Raw genomic sequence first — 20,842 nt, 5'->3', positions numbered from 1 at the left:
TCTCGATTAGTTTCGTCTTTCGCCCAGAATGTCGACGTACGCCCGGCCGAAGCGAAGCAGCCGCTGCAGCTCCGGATCTTTCAGCAGGCCCAGCAGGCCAAACAGGCCGATCGCGGCCCCGTCTTGCTCCGCTCGCGCGCGGGCTTCGATGGCCGCCGACGCGTAATGCTTCGCTTTTTCCTCCAGGGGCTTCGCGACTTCCCGGATGGCGCCCAGCGTATCTTGGACCAGCACGCGGTCGCCCGCGACTTGTCTCGCCAGATCGTAAGTCTTGGTCAGCAGCGCCGTCATCTCGGCCAGCTTCGGCAGGTGATCCGCCAGCGCGATCATCGCTTCTTGAACCTCCGGCTTCGATAATGGCAGCAGGACGTCCGCTGCTTGGGGCTGCGACTTACCTGCCGCTTGTCTTGGAATGGTCATTTCCGGCATTTCGATGCTCCTCCTTCTATCCGCTCTTCTTCCGGATACCTGATCAATGCTCATCATCATGGACGCGCCCCCGATTAATACGTGAAAAACTTCACATAGGCATCGGGGACCGGCGAATGGCTGTGCACGCAAGCCCTTCCAACCCGGAACTTCGCGCTCCAACGTATAGGTGTCTCAAATGTTTAACGATATTAAACCGAATCACCTAATTATTAAACTATACTGCTGCCGCACCGATCTGTTAAGCGGAAGTTCCTTCCAAACGGCCGCTTCCCGTCTCAAAGCACGAGCATAAAGGAGTAAGCGGCCTTCTCATACCCCATCTTAGCTTCATAAAACCGATGCGCGTCGACGTTGGACATTTCCGAGCCCAGGGCTACCGCGCCGCACCCGTTATCCTTCGCGTATTGATGAATTTGGGCAAGCAATTTTTTACCGAAGCCTTTGGACCGGCCTGAGGCTTTGGTGACCAAGTCGTACACGAAGACATGCTTGCCGAAATAAAAATTCGTGACGATGCTTATGCCGGCCAAGGCGGCAATCTCGCGGCCATCGTATAACGCAAACAACCTGTAGCCGTCGGCCGTCATCGTACGAAGAAATTCGAGGTACGTCCGCCGGCATAGATGCGTTCGCAATTCCTTCATCACCGGAAAGCCCTCGAGCCATTCGGATTCGGTCGTTAATTCTCTCATCATGTTCGTGTCCTCCGCAGTATGAATGTGTACCCCCTCATACAACGATGAACGGGCCGATTTTGTGAAGTATGCCCGCCTTGCGCGCGGATTGCCGAAGGCGGGCCGGACGGAGCTGGAATAAGGCTGCGCCGGATATGGAACACTCATCGTACACGCACAGCTGCGGGTTACGCGCCTGCCGCGCGCTATCACAACCCGTACGGAGACCGAAAGGAGCGTTGCTATGAACCAAGTCTATGCGGCCGCAGCCGGTACCAAGCGCGAACTGAACAAGGTGTTTTGGGCAGCCGGCTTCGGCTGGATGTTCGATGCCATGGACGTCGGGCTGCTGTCGTTCGTCCTGGTCGCGCTTCGCGAGGAGTGGGGGCTGACGGCGCAGGAGGCGGGCCTGCTCGGCACGTTCAATTTGGTCGGCATGGCGATCGGCGCGGTCTTGGGCGGCTATCTGGCCGACCGGCTCGGCCGGCGTCCCGTATTTCTTCTCACGCTATTGGTGTTCGGCGTGTTCAGCCTCGGAAGCGCGTTCGCGGGCGGGTTCGGCATCATGCTCGCGCTGCGGTTCCTGATGGGCGTCGGACTGGGCGCCGAGCTGCCGGTCGCCTCCACCCTCGTCAGCGAATTTGCGCCGGCGGCAATCAGGGGCCGGATGGTCGTCCTGCTGGAGAGCTTCTGGGCCGCCGGCTGGATCTTGGCCGCCGTGCTCGCGTATTTCGTCATTCCGCCGTACGGCTGGCGCGTCGCGGTCGCCGTCGGCGCACTGCCGATCGCGCTCGCGTTCTGGATCCGCCGCGAAGTGCCGGAATCGCCGCAGTATCGCGCGAAGGCGGAGCGGCGCATCGGGATCCGCGAGCTGTTCACGTCCTATAAGCGCGAGACGATCGCGCTCTGGGCGGTTTGGTTCGCCATCGCCTTCTCCTATTACGGCATGTTCCTCTGGCTGCCTTCCGTCCTGGTCGACAAAGGCTTTACGATGATCCAGAGCTTCCGCTACGTCCTGCTCATGACGCTCGCCCAGCTGCCTGGCTACTTCGCGGCTTCGTACCTCGTGGAGCGATGGGGCCGCAAGGCAACGCTCGCCGTCTTCCTCGTCGCCTCCGGCGCGATGGCGCTCGGCTTCGGCTTCAGCCAGAGCACGGGGATGCTGCTGCTGACGGGAGCGCTGCTGTCCTTCTCCAACCTGGGCGCATGGGGCGCGCTGTACGCGTATACCCCCGAGAATTACCCGGCCCCGATCCGGGCGGGAGGCGCGGGCTTCGCGGCCGGCTTCGGCCGGATCGGGAGCGTGGTCGCGCCTTATCTCGTCGGCGCCCTCGTGCAGGGGCATGTCGGCTACGCCCCGATATTCGGCGTGTTTACCGCGGTGCTGCTGATCGGAACGATCATGCTGCTCATCTACGGCATCGAAACGAAGGCGCGTCAGGCAAGTTGACGGGATAACAAAACCAGCAGCCGAGAATTCGGCTGCTGGTTGATTTTTGATACCATTCATATCGCGGACTAGATCGCTTGCACGGAATCAGATGAAGCCGCCGTTAACGCGGATCGTCTGGCCCGTCACCCAGCCGGAATCCGGGCCGGCCAGGAACAGCACGACCTTGGATATATCCTCGGTCTCGGCGAGCCGGCCGAAGGAGTTGCTATTGCCGACGCTCGCGATTTGCTCCGGCGTCTTCCCGGCCTTGAATAGCTCCGTATTGATCGGTCCCGGCGCCACGGTATTGATCGAGATACCTTTCGGGCCCAGCTCTTTGGCCAGCTGGCGGCCGAACTGCTCGACGGCGCCTTTGGAGCCCGTATACGCGCTGTAAGTCGGGAACATTTGACCGGTGACCGAGGTCGAGAAGTTGATGATCCGCCCGCCGCTGCCCATATGCTTGGCCGCCTGCTGGATCGCGAAGAACGTGCCTTTCGTATTGATCGCGAATTGCCGGTCGTAGTCGTCTTCCGTAATGTCCGCGAGCGGCTTCGTGATCATAATGCCGGCGTTGTTGATCAGGATGTCAATGCGGCCGAAGGCGTCCAGCGTTTCGCGGAACAACCGCTCGATCTCGGACACTTGGCTGACGTCCGCCCGGACTGCCAGCGCCTCCCCGCCGTTCGCCTTAATCGCGGCCACGACCTGCTCCGCTCTCTCCGGGCTGCTGGCGTAATTGACGACGACCTTGGCGCCATGCCGCGCGAGCAGCTCGGCGATGTCTTTCCCAAGCCCCCGCGACGCTCCGGTGACCAACGCGACTTTGCCTTCCAATGTACGGCTCATGAATGATTCCTCCTTGAATAGCATGTGGGCTTGATAACGCCTGCGTTCGAAACGAACGGAAAACGGTTGATTCACATGTCCTCGCTTGGATGGTTTGATTATAGACCAGCCACAAACAAATATCAAGTGACGGATTATCAATTTTGTCATTAAACAATTCGTCTCCAATTCGCGAAGCTAGCGCAAAAAGCAAACAACCCTTCGATTCGATGATCGAAGGGTTATCGAAAGCGGCTCGCGGCCATGCGCCTGCTTCCCTCTTGCTGGCTGGCTGCTGCGGTCGGCCTGCCCCGGCGCTGCCGCGTCAAGCTTGGCGAACGTCCGGCACGATGCCTTGCAGGAGCAGGCGCCAGACGATGTCGAACTCCCGGTCGGCGCGCTCCGCTTGCCACTCCCGCGCGTGGGACGGATGGTGAAACTTCGACGTGGCGATGAAGATCGCGCGGGCGGTGTCCTCCGGATCGACGGGCTTCAGCTCGCCGGATGCGACGCCCGCCGCGATGATGGACGCCATCTGCCCGATCAAGCCGCAGATGTGCGTATCGATCATGTCCCCCGTTTCCAGCGTGACGTCCGCGTACATTTTGAACAGCTCGGGATCGTCCGCCGCGTACGTCCGCTTGGCGGCGATGAGCGCTGCCACCCACTGCCGAAGCCGCTCGGCCGCGCTTACGCCGGGAAGTTCCGCGAGCGCGGCCAGCGGTTCGGCGATGATCCGGCGCAGCCAGCGCTCCGTCACCGCTTCGCGCAGCGCGGCTTTGCTCGCGAAATGGCGGTACAGCGTGCCGTGGCTCACTTGAAGCGCCCGCGCGACGTCCACGACGGACGTTTTATCCGGTCCGAAGCGCTTAAGCACTTGTTCCGCGGTATCGAGAATTTGTTCCTTGCTCAATGGCAGATCGTTCGTCATCCGCTCGTCCTCCTTCCTGTCGTTGGGTTAACTATAACAGACCGCAAGTCTGATAACAATATCGCGATTTTGTTACTTGTCATCAGTTGCGGAATCCCGCATCCCTTCTCCGCGCGGCCGACTGCGGCCCGGCGCATAATTTCCGCCTGTTAATCAATACTATAAGCGGCAAAAAAGCCCATTCTCTCTTACGCAAAGGAGCCGCGACAACCGTGACCTCAGATTCTACGCGCCGCCCGGACGGGCATAACGCAAGCAACGAATTGACCAACCGGCAGGGGCATCCCATCACGAACAATCAGCATATCCGGACCGTCGGCAACCGCGGGCCGGCGACGCTGGAAAATTACGATTTCATCGAGAAACTGAGCCATTTCGACCGGGAGCGCGTCCCGGAACGCGTCGTGCATGCCCGCGGCGCCGGCGCGCACGGCGTCTTCGAAGCGTACGGCACCGTCGGCGGCGAACCGGCGAGCGCGTATACGCGCGCCAAGCTATTTCAAGAGAAGGGCAAGCAGACGCCGGTGTTCGTCCGGTTCTCCACGGTCGTGCACGGCACCCATTCGCCGGAGACGCTTCGCGACCCGCGCGGCTTCGCGGTCAAGTTCTATACCGAAGACGGCAATTGGGACCTCGTCGGCAACAACCTGAAAATCTTCTTCATCCGCGACGCGATCAAGTTCCCCGACATGATCCACGCGTTCAAGCCGGACCCCGTGACCAACGTGCAGGACGCCGAGCGGTTCTTCGATTTCTGCGCCAGCTCACCAGAGACGTTCCATATGGTGACGCTCGTCTACTCGCCGTGGGGCATTCCGGCCAATTACCGCATGATGCAGGGCTCCGGCGTCAATACGTACCGGTGGGTCAACCAGGCCGGCGAAGCGGTGCTGGTGAAGTATCATTGGGAGCCGAAGCAGGGCATCAAGAACCTGACCCAGCAGGAAGCGAACGAGATTCAGGCGACGAACTTCAACCATGCGACGCAGGATCTGTATCAAGCGATCGAACGCGGCGACTATCCGGAGTGGGAGCTGCTCGTGCAGCTCATGCCCGACGGCGAGCATCCCGAGCTGGACTTCGATCCGCTCGACGACACGAAGCTGTGGCCGAACGACCGCTTTCCCTGGCTCCCCGTCGGCAAGATGACCTTGAACCGCAATCCCGCGGATTACTTCACGGAAGTGGAGCAGGCCGCGTTCGGCGTCGGCGTGCTCGTCGACGGGCTCGACTTCTCCGACGACAAGATGCTGCAGGGCCGCACCTTCTCCTACTCGGACACGCAGCGCCACCGCGTTGGCGCCAATTATTTGCAGCTGCCGGTGAATGCGCCCCGGAAGCAGGTGGCGACGAACCAGCGCGGCGGCATGATGCAGCTCCGGGTCGATCTCGCGCCGGGCCAAAACCCGCACGTCAATTACGAGCCGTCGCTGCTCGGCGGCCTCGCCGAAGCCGAACAGGCCGGCAAGGAGCATACGCCTTACGTCCAGGGCAATCTGGTGCGTCAATCCATCGACCGCAGCGACAACACAAAGCAAGCCGGCGAAACGTTCCGGGGCTTCGAGCCGTGGGAGAAGGACGAGCTGCTGTCCAATCTGATCGGAGACCTCTCCCGCTGCGATTCGCGCATCCGGGACCGGATGATCGCGCTCGCCGAAGCGGCGGACGACGAATACGGCCGCCGTCTGCGGGAAGGCTTGGCGAAGGCCTGCGGAGGCGGCGCCAGCCAGACGAATCTCGGCAACCGCGCCGGCGCTCAAGCGCCGGACGACGCCGTGCGCAAGGGGCGCGACGCCGAGCCTTACTGAGCCGTGCTGCGGAGCCGGCCGCCCTGCTTGGCGGATCATGCCCGAACGCGCGAAGAGCTCCCGTATGTCTGCGGGAGCTCTTCGTTCTGCTTAATCGTGGTCAGCCCGGCTTGTCTGAGCTGGGCTTATAGGCGTCCCGGGCAGTCTTCGCTAACGCCCGACCGTGCGGTCTCGGTGGCTTCGCGCGCGGGACAGCCACTTGACGACGGCCAGCGCAGCCGCGCCGACGACGACCACCGCCAGCGCACCCATCCCGTAATAATAGATCGCGTAGCCCGTTTCCTGGACTTGATTGCCCATGAGCCGCCCAAGCAGGAAATACAGCAGCGTCCACATCAAGCCCGTCGCATACGAGAAAACCGCGAACAGCTTGAAACTCAATTGGTTCATGCCCGCCAAATACGGCATCACGTGCCGGACGATCGGAAAAAAGTAGCTGGCGACGAGCGCGAACTTCCCGTACCGGGAGAGCAGGACCTCGGCGAAGCCCAAGGCTTTGCCGAGGCGCTCCTTGTGTTGAAACCGCCGCACCAGCGGCCTGCCGTACCGGCGCCCCATCGTGTAGCCGAAGGTCAGCCCGGACAGTACGCCGAGGTACGTGCATAGAAATGCCGGCAGCGGGAGCAAAGAGCCGCCCGCCGACACCGCGCCGGCCGTCATGACGATCACTTCGTTGGGTACCGGAATGCTGATCAGGCCCAGACATAATACGAAAAACAACGCCGCGTAGCCCAGGTGCTGAATCAGCCCTGCCATCATATCGAAGTCCATTCAACCTGCCTCTTTCCTGACCGGGCGGATGCTGCCTCGTCGTCCCGGATCCTCATCGATTTCCGCGCTCACGATTACCCCTCGTGCGTTCCTGTCTCTTCGGTTGCTATACGATCACAAATGTTCTTATAAGAACTATACCACGAACGGGATGCTTTTGGCCCCCCTCTTGCGGCGGGCATGACGTTAAGACCGGCGGCGGGCATTGAAAAAACGGGCACGCGCCGCCCGCCTAATGATTCGAAGCCTGGGATAACCTGAAAAAGCCGGGACCGCCATCACGGTCCCGGCTTTTCTCTGGGTGACGCGGGGTTCGGCCGTCATCGGGCGCGAAACATCGCGTCGAGCAATCGTTTGATCGGCTCGCGCATCAGATAGACGAGCGCAAGATCGAACAGCAGCGCGCCTTCGAGCGGCGAGATGACGCCGTCCTTGACGACCAAAAACACCCAAAACATAAAAATGATCAAGTTAATCGAAATGTACTCCCGTATGTCTCTCATCTTCACGATCGTTCTCCTCGGACAGGTCATTGAAATGGCGAACAAGCTTATTCGGTCCGGCTGCTGACCGCCGGATGCACGCCCCTGCATTACCGTATTCGCGAACCTCGCAGAGGTGTGACAACGCGCGGAACGTACGCGCCCGAATTCGGCCGCCAGCTTCGCGGCGGCCATCGCGTCTATTCCATTCATCATATCACGTTCCTGGCGAAAAAGACCCATTTATCGCGAAAATGGACGGTATACAACCGAATTCCCAAACTTATCGGCTACCTCGACGTTGTATTTAGGTAGCCAAGAGTAGAAGGCGACACCATGAGACGTATTCGTCACGCCGCATTCAGCTTCATGTAACTCTAAGATGTTTTTGGTTATTGCTAATCCAAGTCCGCTGCCTTCTGAGCGCTGGCTCGAAGCATCGCTACGGTAAAAACGATCCCAAATATTATTTCAATCCGCTTCATCCTCCGTATTTGGAACTTCGTTATGTCGAGTAGTATAAGGAGGCGCGATCATGAAGAAATGAAGACCGAATCAAGATGAAATCAAGATACCGGGCGGATTCATCATACGACCGGAAACCATCCCGGCGTGTTCACGAGCATGTCCCATAGCGGGTCCGGCAATACCAGCTCGTGTTGAGCCGTTCTCGGAAGCGTCGTACGGATGTCGCTTTCGTGACCGTTCCGTACCTTTTCCACCCACTTCGGTTCCATGATCATCGCATGCCCCAAACTCAGCAAGGGAACGCCCGAATCCAACGCCGTCCTCACGTCATCCGGCGAGGAAAGGCCGCCAACCCCGATGACCGGTATGCGAGCGCCTACTCGCTCATGTACGAGCACGACCCGGGATGTCGTATCCGCCGTATCGCGTATCGATCCGTCCCAAAAGCCCCTCACGGAAAGATGTAGATAGTCGAGCTTCTGTTCGGACAACCGATCTGCCAGCTTAAGCGTGTCTTCCATCGTGATGCCCGGATCATGCTTCTCCTCGGGCGATAACCGGTATCCGACCATGAATGGCACCACCGCGTGTTTGGCGACTGCTTGATTCACGGAATCGATTACGGCAAGCGAAAATGCCATTCTGTTGTCGAGCGTACCTCCCCAACGGTCTGTCCGGCGATTGGAATGCGGGGAAAAGAATTGCTGAATCAAAAACGTATTGGCACCATGAATTTCCACGCCGTCAAACCCGGCTTCGATGGCTCTGCGGGCCGCTTCCCCAAAGGCCTTGATCGTAGCGAGTATCTCTTCCTCCGTCAGTTCTCTCGGTATTACCGCCCCCTCCCGTTCTGCGGCTACGCCGCTGGCGCTTACCGGTTGCTTGCCGCCAATCAGCTCGGCCGAAGTCATTCTGCCCGCGTGGAATAACTGCAAGATGGCTTTTGACCCTTGCGCGTGAATCGTATCCGCCAGTTTCTTAAGCGAAGGAATTAAGTCATCGCGGTCCGCACCGATTTCGTTGACAAACGCTTTTCCTTCCGGCGACACGTGGCTGCTCGCGGTAATTACCGCGCCAACACCGCCTGAGCGCTCGCGATAGTACAGCAATTCTTGTTCCGATACTTCTCCGTTCTCGAGCGAGGACGAGTTGGTCATCGGGGCCATCAGCATCCGATTCTTCACCTGAACGCCCGATGGAAACGTGAAGGGCTCGAATAGCGATTTATAGTTCGAATTCATGGTGGAGTTCAACATTTTTGGTTCAGCTCCTAAATTTGATTTTGGTGTTCCATGCCCGCAGATGCGCTCGTCGCCAGTCAATGATGTTCATTCTAAGGCGCAACCCTTTTCCCCGCACAACCCGCTCTGCACCTCGTCTTGCGAATCAGCCTCAAGCATCTGGAGGGAATGATCTTCTCTCCACACGCGTTCAAGAATCTCAAGGAAGGCTTGGCTTGATCGGACTCCCGATACGGCATACTTGTCGTTGAACACATAGAACGGCGTGCCCGTAATTCCAAGCTTGGCCCCGTTTTGCCGCTCTTGTTTGACTGCATCTTTGTAGCGATCGCCGGACAGGATATGAAGAACGGCTTGTCCATCCAGACCGCTCTCTTCCGAAAGCTTGGCCAAGGTGCGCTGGTCACCGATGTTCAACGAATCGGTAAAATACGCTTTATACACCCGTGCCATCCATACCCCCGCACTGCCCTGTTCTTGCGCGTATAAGGCAACGCGAAGGGCATCGGTCGTGTTGGATGGAATTAAAGTATCGAGTCGATAGGCAAGACCTACAGCCTCGGCCAATTCAATGACCGCCTTATTTGCTTCCCTTACATAATCGGCGGTCATGCCTCCGCCATGGATCTCGGCTGTCCACGCGTAATAATTTTTACCGCTGCCGCTTGGTGCGTTCGGGAACAGCTGGAATGGCCTATAAACGACTTCCACCTTACCTTTGTGTTGGAACCGCTCAATGGCGGTATCCAAATTGGTTTTGCCAATATAACACAGCGGACACATAACATCGGACCAGACATCTATTCTCATCGTACCTTCGCCTCTCTTCCCTTCATGGTTTCGTTCGTCATCTACATGTCACGCGCACCAATAATCAACGTTGGTTGATTAATTAACATGTATTGATTTACATTATAGAGAGAAGATTCGCTATCGCAATCGGTAGAACGTTGACTTCTGTTAACTAATTAACACATGGCCGGTTTTTGTATATTCATCCGGAGAGCTGAGGTGGACCCGTGACAAAAATGGACAGAAGGATCCTTAAAACCAGGCAAGCCATCCAAAACGCGTTAATCGAATTGATGGCGGAGAAAGACTTTGAACAAATTACGATCAACGATATATCGCAAAAAGCGGATCTCAACCGGGGGACGCTGTATCTGCATTACGCGGATAAATACGATCTGCTTGATCAATGCATCAAGGATCACTTGAATCAGATGGTCAACCATTGCGTCTTATCGCATACGGAGGAACAATGTTCGGATATCGTACAATCTCCGCTTCCGCTGTTTCAATATCTAGAGAAGCATTATTTATTTTATTCCTCGATGCTGAGCAATAAAGGTTTGATCTGCTTTAGGGAACAACTGGTGTCCATGGTCAAGAGCGGAATCGAGGAGCGACTAAAGGTAGAGGGATTTCGCGGTGAATCGAAGCCAGAAGTGGCCATTCAATATATGACATCGGCTTTTGTCGGTGTAGTGGAATGGTGGATTAATACCAATATGCCCTTTACGCCGAAGGAAATGGCGAAGCAACTAAAGGACATTTTTGAAATAAACTTATCCCTCCATATAGATCGGCAAGGAGTGGCAACGAATACGATTGCGAAAAAATCTTAATACTTTCTCTCATTTCCTTCCTCAACGTTTTTGTATATGATCATAAAAAATAACCATCGCTTATTGGCGATGGTTATTTCATTCTACATAGGCCTGGACCGCCTTCGATTTGAATTCTTCCGAATACGTCTGGAATGTCTGTCCTTTTTAGCCTTAAAAATATCCCCTCCAAGTGGCACTCAAACCTCCATGATACCATGAAGGTTTTTTTGAATGTCTACTTGCAGGGGATGGTACCAGCATGCACGGACCATTTCGCTTACCTCAGACTTTGAAAACGCGAATCATCGCGCCGACGATCGCCAGGCATCCGAACCCGATCGCGATGATCCAGCCGGTGCCCAGATTGCTCTTCCCGGCCCCATCGTCCGCGGTGAACGTCGTCAAGGCATCGGCTGCCGAGACGTCCCCCGCCGCCGTATCCGCGGCCTCGGCCTGGCCGCCGTCACCGGCCGCATTCGACTGCGGCGCGTTCGCGTCCTGGCCGGACGCGCCGGCTGGCGTGCCGTCGTTCGAACCGGTCCCGGTCGAACCTGCCGTGTCCGGACCGTTCGAAGGTTGATCCGGCGCGGCCGGAGGTTCGCCGCCGGCAGACGCCTGCCCGGCCGGCACCGCGACCGTGAACGCATAACTGCCTGAGATGTTATGCCCGTCTTCCCCGATGATCCGCCAGTCAACCTGGTATGTTCCGTTTTCGAGCGGCTGCTCGAAGGTGCCCGTGATGGCGTTCTCGCCGGCGGCGCTCTTGACCGCGACGGCCTTGCCTTCGCCGTCGGTCACCTTTAGCACGGTCAACGGCTGGATCGTCGTCGCGAACGTCAGCTGAATGTCCGACGGCGCCTTCGTGACCGTTTCCCCGTCGGCGGGCGAGGAACTTTTCAATTCCGTATGGGCCGACGCGGCCGTCGGCAGCGCGAACAGCGCGATAAGCAGCAGCAGGAGTCCCGCGCCTAATTTCATCCTCTTCACTCCTCAACGTCCGTCATGAACGACCTCAGTATACCAGAGGAACGGGCGCTTGAGATGACGAGATCGGGCTGCAAGGATGAACATCTCGTGAACGTACCTCGCGCTGCCAGCTTAACCCAGCACGTTCACCGGCGAGCCGCTCAAGTACCCCTCGATGTCCGCGACGACGCCGCGGAAGAATCCGCGGTACGCCGCTTCGGTGACGTAGCCGATATGCGGCGTGGCCAGCACGTTCGGCAGCGAGCGGAACGGATCGTCCGCCGGTAGCGGCTCCGTCTCGAACACGTCCAGCCCTGCGCCGGCAATCCGGCCCTCGCGCAGCGCCGCGATCAAGGCCTCCCGATCGACGATCGGCGCGCGGGAGGTGTTGATCAGGTAGGCGGTCGGCTTCATCAGCCCGAGCTCGCGGGCACCGAGCAGCCCGCGGGTGCGGTCGCCCAGCACCAGGTGAATCGAGACGATGTCGCAGTTCGCCAGCAGTTCGTCCTTCGAAGACGCGAGCCGCACACCGGCCGCCTCGGCTTTGTCCGCGGTCAGGTTTTGGCTCCAGGCCGCGACTTCCATGCCGAACGCTTGTCCGATCCGCGCGACGTTGCTGCCGATATGGCCGAGCCCGAGCAGTCCGAGCCGCTTGCCGGTCAGGTCGGCGCCGATCGATTGCTGCCACGGCCCACCGCCGCGCAGCGACTCGTTCTCCTGCACCAGCTTTCTCGCTAAGCCCAGGATGAGCGCCCACGTCAGCTCGGTCGTGCCTTCGCCGCCGCCGCGCGTGCCGCAGACGACGATGCCGCGCTCGGAAGCGGCGGCGAGATCGACCGAGGCGTTGCGCATGCCCGTCGTCACGAGAAGCTTCAGCCGGGGCAGCCGCTCGAAGAGCGACCGCCGGAACGGCGTGCGCTCCCGCATGATCACGACGATCTCGCAATCCGCGATGGCGGCCGCCAGCTCCTCCTCATCGTCGAAATGACGGTGGAACACCTCCACCTGAACCCGATCCGCGACAACCGACCAATCCGCCATCGACATCGCGACCTGCTGGTAATCGTCCAGCACTGCGCATTTCATCATACGAAGCTTCCTCCCTCACCGTTATGCTCCCATCTTGGCATATGGGCTGGCTTGAAGCAAGATCCAAACGGCTTACTTCGCCGTCGGAGCGCCCTTGTCCGGTCTGCGCCCGGCCCAGCCGCGATCGCTCGTACTCATGCCTGCCGCTTACAGCGTTGGCAGCTGCTTCGCGCTCGTATCGCTCCCTTTCAACTGATCGACGACGGATCGCACCGTACTGGACGGAATCGCGAAGCCGATGCCTTGCGCTTCGGCGTTTACGGCGGTGTTGATGCCGATGACCTCGCCTGCCATATTCAACAGCGGACCGCCCGAATTGCCCGGGTTAATCGCGGTGTCCGTTTGCAGCAAGTGCTTGTAGCTGCGAGTGCCCTGCTCGTCGTCGATACTGATCTCGCGCTCTTTGGCGCTTAAGACGCCGGTCGTCACGGAGTAGTCGAAGTCGTATGGATTCCCGATCGCGACGACCCAGTCCCCGGCCTCCATTTTGTCGGAGTCGCCGAGCTTCAACGCGGGAAAGGCTTTGTCTCCTTTGATTTTCAGCACGGCCAAATCCAGGTCGTACCGGCTTCCGACCAGCGTGGCCGTGAACGGTGCGTCGTATCCCTGCACGTAGACCTCGATGTCGTCCGCCCCGTCGATGACGTGCTCATTGGTTAAAATATAGCCGCTCGAGTCGAACACGAAGCCGGAACCGATCCCGCTTTCGACCTCGTCTCCGCCCGCCCCTTGCCGAAGCGCGCCTCGGCCCGAAAATCCGTTGTTCGCCTGGTTCACTTTGGTCTCGATTTTGACGATGGCCGGGCTCGCGGTTTTCACGATGGACGCGATGCCGCTTGTTCCCGATGCCGCTAACGAGGCGCCGCGGACGCCGGCCGCGGCGGAATCGCCGGCGGAGGAGACGGCCGCTTGCGCGGACTGGCCGCCATACCCGAATAGACTCAGCTTATCCGAAGCGAACGTCAATCCGCCGACAACGGCCGCGCCCGCCATGAACGTCGCGAACATCGCGCGCCAATTGGCGATGCCCGCCTTTTTCACGTTCCGCGTCTTGCCCGCTTCATCCGCGTTCAGCTCGATTCTCATCTTCTCGTTCATTCGATTACCGCCTTTCGCTGTCCTGATGTGTCATGCCATGCGAGAAGTATAGGACGCGAACCTGAAGCGTTCCTTAAGGCTGGCTAATAGACAGATGAAAGTAAACTGAAAAAATGCTTAAAACGGCGGCATGCCGCAAACAATAAAAGCTCTCGGGATTTCCATCCCAAGAGCTTCATTGATTTGCGCTTCGACTGCCCGGCGGGCCCGTTCGCGGTTGATACGGTCGTCCGCGCGCAGCTGAAGCGGTATTAAGGCTTGATGGTGATGCCAAATTTCGTTCCGGCTTCGCCGGCGAAGACAACGGTGCCGTCCTTCGGCAGGACGACGGCGTCCTTCCCGCCGGCGGCGCTGAAGTAGACGCATGTCCCTTGCGCGTCGTAGACGGCGAACGAGGCGTCGGCGTGCAGCTTCACCTGCATGGTCTTGCCGGCCGCTTGCTCGGGAACCTGGTACCACTTCGCGTAACCGTTCGCCGGAATCGTAGCCGTCGATTGTTTGCCGGCATAGATCGGCTTCACGGCTTCACCGCTGACGAACACGCTGCCCGCGGACGTCATGTACTCGATGCCGTTATCCGTATAGAATCGGTACGCCTGCGTGTCCCGCCCCGCCATCGTCGGAATTTGCAGGTCGCTGGCGGAAACGTCCGGACCGAGAATCTTCTGGTCGAGCAAATAGCCCGGCGCGTCCGGGAACAGCGCGAGCTTGACCGCGGGCTGCAGCAGGTACGCGAGCGACGAATACTTCTCGTTGACCAAATAATATGACTGCCCGACGCGCTTCTCCCACGCCGCCGCCGTCTCGCCCGGAATGGGGTTCGCTTCGAGCTTCTCGGCGGAATACTGCGACAATGCCGTTTGGCCGAGCCCGGGCAGCGACGCGTACGCGCGCACCCAGACATACGTATGCCCGTTCGACTCCTTCACGAACGCGACCTTCGCATTGCCGTCCGCGCTGACGAACGTGCCGTCCGCCGTGTAGGCGTAATGCTCGGCCGGCGCCCCCGGCGCCTGAACGGCGCTGACCGCCAGGTCGCCGTCCTTGCGCACCTCGACCTTGAGCAATTGATTCGTTGCGCCGTACGTGCCCGACAGCTCCGTCAGCGTTTCCGGCATCGGCGCTTTGACCGGGGTGTCGAACGATTTCGCCGGTTTGAGCTCCGCAATGGCGCCCTTCTCCTTCAGCGCGCTGAGCAGGATCTCGTTCGCGAGCAGCTGGTCCGTCGTGCTGGCCCCGCCTGAGGACAGGACGGCCGCCGCCATGTTCTGTTCGGGAAGCACGACGAGCGAGGCGTGATAGAGAATCGTGTCGCCGCCCTTCGTCAGCGCTTGGATGCCGTACTCGCCGAACGGGAAAAGGTCGACGCTGTCCCAGCCGAGCCCGTAATTGACGGACGTATCGGCGTCATCCGGCCACATGCCGAGCTTGTACTCCGCTTGATCCATGGCATCGACCGACTTCTCCGAGAGGATGCCTGCGGTTTGCCCAGTGAACATCTGCGAGAAGCGGACCAGGTCTTCCGCCGTCGAGTAGATGCCGCCGGCTCCGATGACGTTGACCGTCTCGTTCGGCAGCTGGCCCTTGTAAGCCGGGAAATACAATCCCGCCATCCGGGAGAGGTCGAGCCGGTCCTGCGGCGTCTTCGTCGCGTCCATGCCGAGCGGCTCCGTGAAGGACTTGTGAATGAACGAGGTGAAGTCCGTGCCGCTCACCCGCTCGACGAGCAGCTCAGCCAGCGTGAAGCCGTCGTTGCTGTAGACGGAGTACGCGCCGGGGTCGGCCTTCAGCTTCTGCTTGGCCAGCTCCTCCAGCAAGCGGTCGTGGGCGTACGTATCGTTGTCCTCGAACAAAAACGCGTTCGGGAACGTCGAGCCGTACAGCCCGGACGAATGATTCAGCAGCATGCGCGGCGTAATACGGGTGTACCGCTCGTCCTGCATCGTAAAGTCCGGCAAGTAGCGGACGACGGGCGTGTCCAGGTCGACCTTTCCCTCGTCGACGAGCTTCATGACGGCCGCCGTCACGAACATTTTGCTCGTCGAGCCGATCCCGTACATCGTATCCTTCGACAGCGGTTTTTGATCGTTTTCGTGATTGCGCCCGGATTCTCCGGATACGACGATGCGGCCGTGGTCGATCAGCGCGTACTGCACGCTGGTCGTCTGATAGGTCCCCGTCAGCAGCGCGGCTTTCTCGGCCGCGGCTTTCCGCGTGGCGTCGTAGTCCTGCGGGCTGTCCTGTCCCGCGGCCATCGCGCCCCCCGGCAAGAGCAGCGTAGCTGCAAGCGCTGTCAATGCCAGCCGTTTCAATGGGTTATGCATGAGAGCCTCCTCAATCTTTTTGCGCTGCCTCTTTTTTGGCTACCCTCCTTCGAAAGCTAGCGTTTGGTAAGAGTCTCTCATTAGTACGGCCAATCTTCCGAAAGTGTCCAGATTCCGGCAATATTGTTAATATAGTCCTATGTCAGTGCTGGAAGTCCTACTCTTCCGGCCTATGCGCGGGAACGCCAAAAAAGCCGCCGGTCAGTCGGCGGCCTTGCGGTGGATCCTTTGCCTTAGGCGTGCGTTACCGTTGGTCCGCTTGCACCCGCGCGGCATACGATTTGCTCCATTTGCGGCGAAGCAGATGGACGAGGAGCAGCAGCACCGGAATCGTCAGGTCGAATATCGGCTTCAGCAGATGGACGTCCGTCAATCCCTCCTCGTTGTGCTCCGGGAAGCTCCATGCCGAGAAGATCGAGGCGAAGAGGATCACGATCGAGACGGGATACGCCAGACGCTGCGGTTCTTTTACCTTGAACACGTCTGCGGCGATCGCCATCGCGGCATAGCCGTACATCGTCATTTTGAAGAACACGCCAATGATCATCGCTAGAAGGACCAGCGCGTCCATGCGTTGGATGAAGTCCATGATATTGACCAGTCTGAGCGTGCTGAGGAGCGGAAACGTCGAGCGCGAGTAGATGTTCTCGCCGAGCACCGAGATTTCGAGAGCATGCGTCATGCTCAGCAGCAAGCCGCCCATGAGCATCGCGAGAAGCCATTTCGCCTCACGGTGCCGCGTCCGTTCACATGCGCGAAGACGGTCATGAAGCAGACTACCTCGCCGAACGGAAACATGAAGATCGAAGGATACGCCGACGAGAGGATCTTGCGCCAGCCTTCGCCGGTCAACGGCTCCAAGTTCCTCAGATCGATCAAGCCGGAAAACAAAACCAGCAGATTGGAGACGGCGCCGATGAGGATGAAGATAAAAAAGTAGATTTGACCCAACCGGTAGAATACCTCGAGTCCTTTGCGGAGCACGTAAATGACGGCGACGATCATGGCGGTCTGTATGACGAAGTTCGGCGTGACGTCGTAGCTCGACGTGATGAGCAAGTCGCCCGCTTCCCGAAGGTTCCGGGCGGCGACGTACATGAAATAAACCGCGTACAGCAGACTAAGCGCGCAGCCGATCGGCGCGCCGAAGATATGGCGGCAGTAGCCGCTCAGGATTTGCCGCGGGAATTGCCGGTGCAGGCCGTCGAAGATCAGGTATAGGAGCAGACCGGCGGGCAGCGCTGACAGGATGGATAACCACACTTCCTGGCCGGATTGGAATCCGACGGGAATGACCAGCGCGGTGCCGAATACGTACAACACCATCATGGAAAAGAGTTGAAGCCCGCTGATGCATTGCATATCCGTTCTCATAAACATGTCTCCCGTATCGGTGAAGATGCCGTCCGGACGCGATCGCCCGGCGGTCGGATTAGGCGCGGCCGATCCCGGCAATGCTGGGAAGGTATCGATCCCATGACGCGAAGCCGAGGTACCGCTATGAAAATCGTGCTTGTCTATGTCCTGCTGTTCGCCGCCGAGCTCGCCTTCCTGGTGGCGGCCGACCTGCTGTCCGGCACTCCGATCCCAGAGGCGCTGCAGACGCTGCGCAAGGCGTTCAGCGTACTGAAGCCGGCGCAAGCCATCTTCCTGATCGTCCTAATCTGCCTCCCGCTGTGGTACGCGTTCGCCGCCAAGCGCCGCCGCGGCATCGATCGCGGCTGAAGCCGCTTTACGTTTCCGATGCCTCAGGAATATAGGCTTTCAGCGTCATGCCCGTGTTCCGGAGATACGCTTCCACCGACACGTCGAAGTCGACGTCCGCGTAAGCTTCCCGCCAATCGCGCTCCATGCGCTTCCAGGCTTTCGGATATTTGCGGCTGACCGCCTCGCCGAAGCCGAGGATATCCGTACGTTCGTTCATCGATGTCCGGATCGTCGCCTCCAGCATGGCCTTGGTCCGATCCGCCCACTCGCGCTGCAGCTTGACCATCGTCGCCTTGTTATTCAGATCGACCGGGCAGTGCACTTCGCTGACGTTCCCTTCTTCCTTGACGCGAATGCGAAACGCCGGTTTGCCGGAGCGCATGCCGACTTGCAGGCTCGACTTGGCGCTGAGCAGCTCGACAAAGAGCTTATCCTTCGAATGCGGGCACGACAACTGGAAGATCGTGCTTTTGATTGTGTTCTTCAGCATCAGGATCGCGATGGCATGCTCGCCTTTCAGCCAACCGGTCATCTTCCCTTCCCGGAACACCGCGAGCCCGTCGTACACCATGATCCCCTTTTCAGGCGTGTTCTCGATTCCGCTCAGCGCCATGTCCTGCGCGCGGCTTTGCGCCGAGATGATGTCCTTCACGTCCACGGTCAAATTATGCGCCCAGACCGACTGCGTCATTTTCAAGCGCTTATTGAGCCCGCTAGCGGAGGCTTTCTCGAGCGGCGTGACTTTCCGGAGGATCGCTTGCGCCGTCGTATCTTTCGAGACGATGACCGGCATGTTCAGCCGAAATTCATGCGATCGGTCGAAAAAATCGAACAGTTCCTGAATCCCGCCTCGCGCCATCGCCTCTCCGATAACGAGCAGCTGGGTATGCGAGAAGAACAGCTGGCGGGATATTTTTTGCGAGGCTTTGCGCATGGCGCCGAATAACGAGTTTTCCGTCGCCGCGTAGACGATGATCGGCAGCTCGCCAGGACCGCCGCCATCCAAGTTAGCCGCGAGTTTGCTCGAATTCACGACCTGGAACGAGACCAGATATTGCCCGGTTCCGTTCATGCGGTCGATGCCCATACCAGTCACGATGGCCAGATTGTTCAATTCCCTGCTGTTCCAGCACCCGGACAGCGCGAATGTCATGCAGCAGGCCGCCGCCAGCCACAACAGGCGAACGCCGCGCCTCATGGATGCCCCTCTCCGTCCGGATCGGGCTTCGGATCGGACTGGCGCACGCGATTCCGTTCGTCCGCCAGACTCGGCCGGGTCCGCATCTTCCGCCAGGGCAGCCGGACGAACAGATCCTTCTTCGCCTTCGGAATCGAAAGTGTCCGGATCGAAGCTGCGGGACAACGCCAAAAAAGCCTCCGCCCAGGTGAACGGGACGAAGGCCATCTCTGCGGTAAACGATAATCTACGGGGATTATTTGGCCGGCTGCAGCTCCCGGTTCAGACCGAGCGCGCGCGAAGTCGACGCGTGAATGTCTTGGATCAGTTCCGGATGCTTCACGAGCGAAAGACCGTAGGACGGAATCATTTCCTTGATTTTCGGCTCCCACGTTTTCATATCCTGCGGGAAGCACTTCTTCATCAATTCGAGCATGACGGACACCGCGGTGGAAGCGCCAGGCGATGCGCCGAGCAGCGCCGCGATCGAACCGTCGGCGTTATTAATGACTTCCGTGCCGAACTGCAGCGTGCCGCGGCCGTTCTCCGTGTCCTTGATAACCTGGACGCGTTGGCCGGCCACGAGCAGATCCCAGTCCTCGCTCTTGGCGTTCGGCACGAACTGACGCAGGTCTTCCATGCGCTTCTCTTTCGAGAGCATGACCTGCTGGATCAGGTACTTGGTCAAGCCCATGTTTTTGGCGCCCGCCGCCAGCATCGTCACGACGTTGTTCGGCTTCACGGACCCGATCAGGTCGAACATGGAACCGGTCTTCAGGAACTTCGGCGTAAAGCCGGCGAACGGTCCGAAGAGCAGCGATCGCTTGTTGTCGATGTACCGCGTGTCCAAGTGCGGCACGGACATCGGCGGCGCGCCCACCGGCGCCTTGCCGTACACTTTGGCGTTATGCTGGGCGACGATGTCCGGGTTGTTGCACACCATGAACAGGCCGCTGACCGGGAAGCCGCCGATCCGCTTCGATTCCGGGATGCCGGATTTCTGCAGCAGCGGCAGGCTTCCGCCTCCGCCGCCGATGAAGACGAAGTTCGCCGCGTGACGCTCGACGGCGCCCGTGCCGAGATTCCGCACCTTCAGTTCCCAGCGCCCGTCGCGCAGCCGGTTTATATTATCGACCATGTGTCTGTACTTTATTTCGACGTTTTGGCGCTGCAGCGTCTCGAACAGAATGCGCGTCAGCGCGCCGAAATTGACGTCCGTGCCGCTATCGATCTTCGTCGCCGCGATCGGCTCGTTCGATTTCCGTTCCTGCATGACGAGCGGAATCCATTTCTTTAACTGTTTCGGGTCGTCGGAAAATTCCATGCCCGCGAACAGCGGATTAGCGGACATCGCCTCATACCGCCTGCGCAGAAAGCCGACGTTATTCTCCCCTTGCACCAGGCTCATGTGCGGCAGCGGCATGATGAAGTCCTGCGGATTGCGGATCTGCTGCTGATCCACGAGATACGACCAGAACTGCCGGGACACTTGAAACTGCTCGTTGATCTTGATCGCCTTGGCGATGTCGACGGAGCCGTCCGGTTTCTCCTCGGTATAGTTAAGCTCGCACAGCGCCGCATGCCCCGTTCCCGCGTTGTTCCATTCGTTGGAGCTTTCCTCGCCCGCGCTCGCCAGCTTCTCGAACACCTTGATGTTCCAGTCCGGGGCCAGCTGCTTCAGCAGCGACCCCAGCGTCGCGCTCATGATGCCGGCGCCGATCAGGATAACGTCTGTACTAGTTTGTCTGTCACTCATGTTTACCGTCCTTACACGCTGAATTTGCCGAAAAGGATGCAGGCGCAC

General features: G+C 59.2%; 20 protein-coding genes and 1 pseudogene. 4 read left to right on the top strand and 17 right to left on the bottom strand.

What is annotated here, in order from left to right; translation table 11 throughout:
- Positions 1 to 6: 6 nt before the first annotated feature.
- Complete coding sequence (locus tag ACFPB1_RS00815; RefSeq protein WP_379220830.1) at positions 7 to 429, bottom strand: DUF1641 domain-containing protein; 423 nt, start codon at positions 427 to 429, stop codon at positions 7 to 9.
- A 278-nt stretch (positions 430 to 707) separates the two neighbouring features.
- Entirely contained in the window at positions 708 to 1,127 is a 420-nt protein-coding gene (locus ACFPB1_RS00810) for a GNAT family N-acetyltransferase (protein WP_379220828.1), read from the bottom strand.
- 223 nt (positions 1,128 to 1,350) lie between these two features.
- Here ACFPB1_RS00810 and ACFPB1_RS00805 point away from each other — a divergent pair, with 223 nt between their 5' ends.
- Entirely contained in the window at positions 1,351 to 2,556 is a 1,206-nt protein-coding gene (locus ACFPB1_RS00805; protein WP_379220826.1) for an MFS transporter, read from the top strand.
- Positions 2,557 to 2,643: 87 nt separating this feature from the next.
- Here the strand turns inward: ACFPB1_RS00805 and ACFPB1_RS00800 are convergent, their stop codons facing one another.
- Positions 2,644 to 3,387 carry an SDR family oxidoreductase gene (locus ACFPB1_RS00800; protein WP_379220824.1) on the bottom strand — a complete coding sequence of 248 codons (744 nt, stop codon included), beginning with the start codon at positions 3,385 to 3,387 and terminating at the stop codon, positions 2,644 to 2,646.
- 304 nt (positions 3,388 to 3,691) lie between these two features.
- Positions 3,692 to 4,297: a TetR family transcriptional regulator gene (locus tag ACFPB1_RS00795; RefSeq protein ID WP_379220822.1), complete on the bottom strand. Its 606-nt coding sequence runs from the start codon at positions 4,295 to 4,297 to the stop codon at positions 3,692 to 3,694.
- 212 nt (positions 4,298 to 4,509) lie between these two features.
- On the opposite strand from ACFPB1_RS00795, the gene ACFPB1_RS00790 reads away from it, so the two are divergent.
- Positions 4,510 to 6,105: a catalase gene (locus ACFPB1_RS00790; protein ID WP_379220820.1), complete on the top strand. Its 1,596-nt coding sequence runs from the start codon at positions 4,510 to 4,512 to the stop codon at positions 6,103 to 6,105.
- A gap of 150 nt (positions 6,106 to 6,255) precedes the next feature.
- Here the strand turns inward: ACFPB1_RS00790 and ACFPB1_RS00785 are convergent, their stop codons facing one another.
- The 5 genes and pseudogenes from ACFPB1_RS00785 to ACFPB1_RS00765 form a co-directional block, all read right to left on the bottom strand.
- On the bottom strand, positions 6,256 to 6,876 hold the full coding sequence (locus ACFPB1_RS00785; RefSeq protein ID WP_379220818.1) for a DedA family protein: 621 nt from the start codon (positions 6,874 to 6,876) through the stop codon (positions 6,256 to 6,258).
- 320 nt (positions 6,877 to 7,196) lie between these two features.
- Complete coding sequence (locus ACFPB1_RS00780) at positions 7,197 to 7,379, bottom strand: hypothetical protein (protein WP_379220815.1); 183 nt, start codon at positions 7,377 to 7,379, stop codon at positions 7,197 to 7,199.
- A 222-nt stretch (positions 7,380 to 7,601) separates the two neighbouring features.
- Positions 7,602 to 7,829: pseudogene (locus tag ACFPB1_RS00775) on the bottom strand (ATP-binding protein); the annotation flags it as partial.
- A gap of 116 nt (positions 7,830 to 7,945) precedes the next feature.
- Positions 7,946 to 9,067 (bottom strand): NADH-dependent flavin oxidoreductase, encoded by a 1,122-nt coding sequence (locus tag ACFPB1_RS00770; RefSeq protein WP_379221666.1) that lies wholly within the window; start codon positions 9,065 to 9,067, stop codon positions 7,946 to 7,948.
- Positions 9,068 to 9,154: 87 nt separating this feature from the next.
- Positions 9,155 to 9,877: a DsbA family oxidoreductase gene (locus ACFPB1_RS00765; protein WP_379220813.1), complete on the bottom strand. Its 723-nt coding sequence runs from the start codon at positions 9,875 to 9,877 to the stop codon at positions 9,155 to 9,157.
- Positions 9,878 to 10,095: 218 nt separating this feature from the next.
- On the opposite strand from ACFPB1_RS00765, the gene ACFPB1_RS00760 reads away from it, so the two are divergent.
- Entirely contained in the window at positions 10,096 to 10,695 is a 600-nt protein-coding gene (locus ACFPB1_RS00760; RefSeq protein ID WP_379221664.1) for a TetR/AcrR family transcriptional regulator, read from the top strand.
- Positions 10,696 to 10,959: 264 nt separating this feature from the next.
- Here ACFPB1_RS00760 and ACFPB1_RS00755 read toward each other — a convergent pair whose 3' ends face one another.
- The 6 genes from ACFPB1_RS00755 to ACFPB1_RS00730 all read right to left on the bottom strand — a co-directional run bounded on the left by ACFPB1_RS00755 (position 10,960) and on the right by ACFPB1_RS00730 (position 17,528).
- Positions 10,960 to 11,655: a copper resistance CopC family protein gene (locus ACFPB1_RS00755; RefSeq protein ID WP_379220811.1), complete on the bottom strand. Its 696-nt coding sequence runs from the start codon at positions 11,653 to 11,655 to the stop codon at positions 10,960 to 10,962.
- A gap of 120 nt (positions 11,656 to 11,775) precedes the next feature.
- Positions 11,776 to 12,732 carry a D-2-hydroxyacid dehydrogenase family protein gene (locus ACFPB1_RS00750; protein WP_379220808.1) on the bottom strand — a complete coding sequence of 319 codons (957 nt, stop codon included), beginning with the start codon at positions 12,730 to 12,732 and terminating at the stop codon, positions 11,776 to 11,778.
- Positions 12,733 to 12,879: 147 nt separating this feature from the next.
- Positions 12,880 to 13,830: a S1C family serine protease gene (locus ACFPB1_RS00745; protein WP_379220806.1), complete on the bottom strand. Its 951-nt coding sequence runs from the start codon at positions 13,828 to 13,830 to the stop codon at positions 12,880 to 12,882.
- Positions 13,831 to 14,081: 251 nt separating this feature from the next.
- On the bottom strand, positions 14,082 to 16,154 hold the full coding sequence (locus tag ACFPB1_RS00740) for a serine hydrolase domain-containing protein (RefSeq protein WP_379220803.1): 2,073 nt from the start codon (positions 16,152 to 16,154) through the stop codon (positions 14,082 to 14,084).
- A gap of 244 nt (positions 16,155 to 16,398) precedes the next feature.
- Entirely contained in the window at positions 16,399 to 16,836 is a 438-nt protein-coding gene (locus ACFPB1_RS00735; protein ID WP_379220801.1) for a GerAB/ArcD/ProY family transporter, read from the bottom strand.
- A 2-nt stretch (positions 16,837 to 16,838) separates the two neighbouring features.
- Complete coding sequence (locus ACFPB1_RS00730) at positions 16,839 to 17,528, bottom strand: GerAB/ArcD/ProY family transporter (RefSeq protein ID WP_379220799.1); 690 nt, start codon at positions 17,526 to 17,528, stop codon at positions 16,839 to 16,841.
- A gap of 126 nt (positions 17,529 to 17,654) precedes the next feature.
- On the opposite strand from ACFPB1_RS00730, the gene ACFPB1_RS00725 reads away from it, so the two are divergent.
- Complete coding sequence (locus tag ACFPB1_RS00725; protein ID WP_379220797.1) at positions 17,655 to 17,879, top strand: hypothetical protein; 225 nt, start codon at positions 17,655 to 17,657, stop codon at positions 17,877 to 17,879.
- 7 nt (positions 17,880 to 17,886) lie between these two features.
- On the opposite strand, the gene ACFPB1_RS00720 is transcribed toward ACFPB1_RS00725, so the two are convergent.
- Both ACFPB1_RS00720 and ACFPB1_RS00715 read right to left on the bottom strand, forming a co-directional pair.
- Positions 17,887 to 19,059, bottom strand: a complete 1,173-nt coding sequence (locus ACFPB1_RS00720) for a Ger(x)C family spore germination protein (RefSeq protein ID WP_379220795.1) — start codon at positions 19,057 to 19,059, stop codon at positions 17,887 to 17,889.
- Positions 19,060 to 19,294: 235 nt separating this feature from the next.
- The gene (locus ACFPB1_RS00715; protein WP_379220792.1) at positions 19,295 to 20,794 is read right to left on the bottom strand and encodes a malate:quinone oxidoreductase; all 1,500 of its coding nucleotides are present in this window, start codon (positions 20,792 to 20,794) and stop codon (positions 19,295 to 19,297) included.
- Between the last annotated feature and the right edge of the window lie 48 nt (positions 20,795 to 20,842).

This window comes from Paenibacillus sp. GCM10023250 (genome assembly GCF_042653205.1).
In the GTDB taxonomy this organism is placed as follows: domain Bacteria; phylum Bacillota; class Bacilli; order Paenibacillales; family Paenibacillaceae; genus Paenibacillus_Z.
Note: the sequence above shows the minus strand (reverse complement) of the source record. Positions and strands in the feature narration are given on the sequence as shown.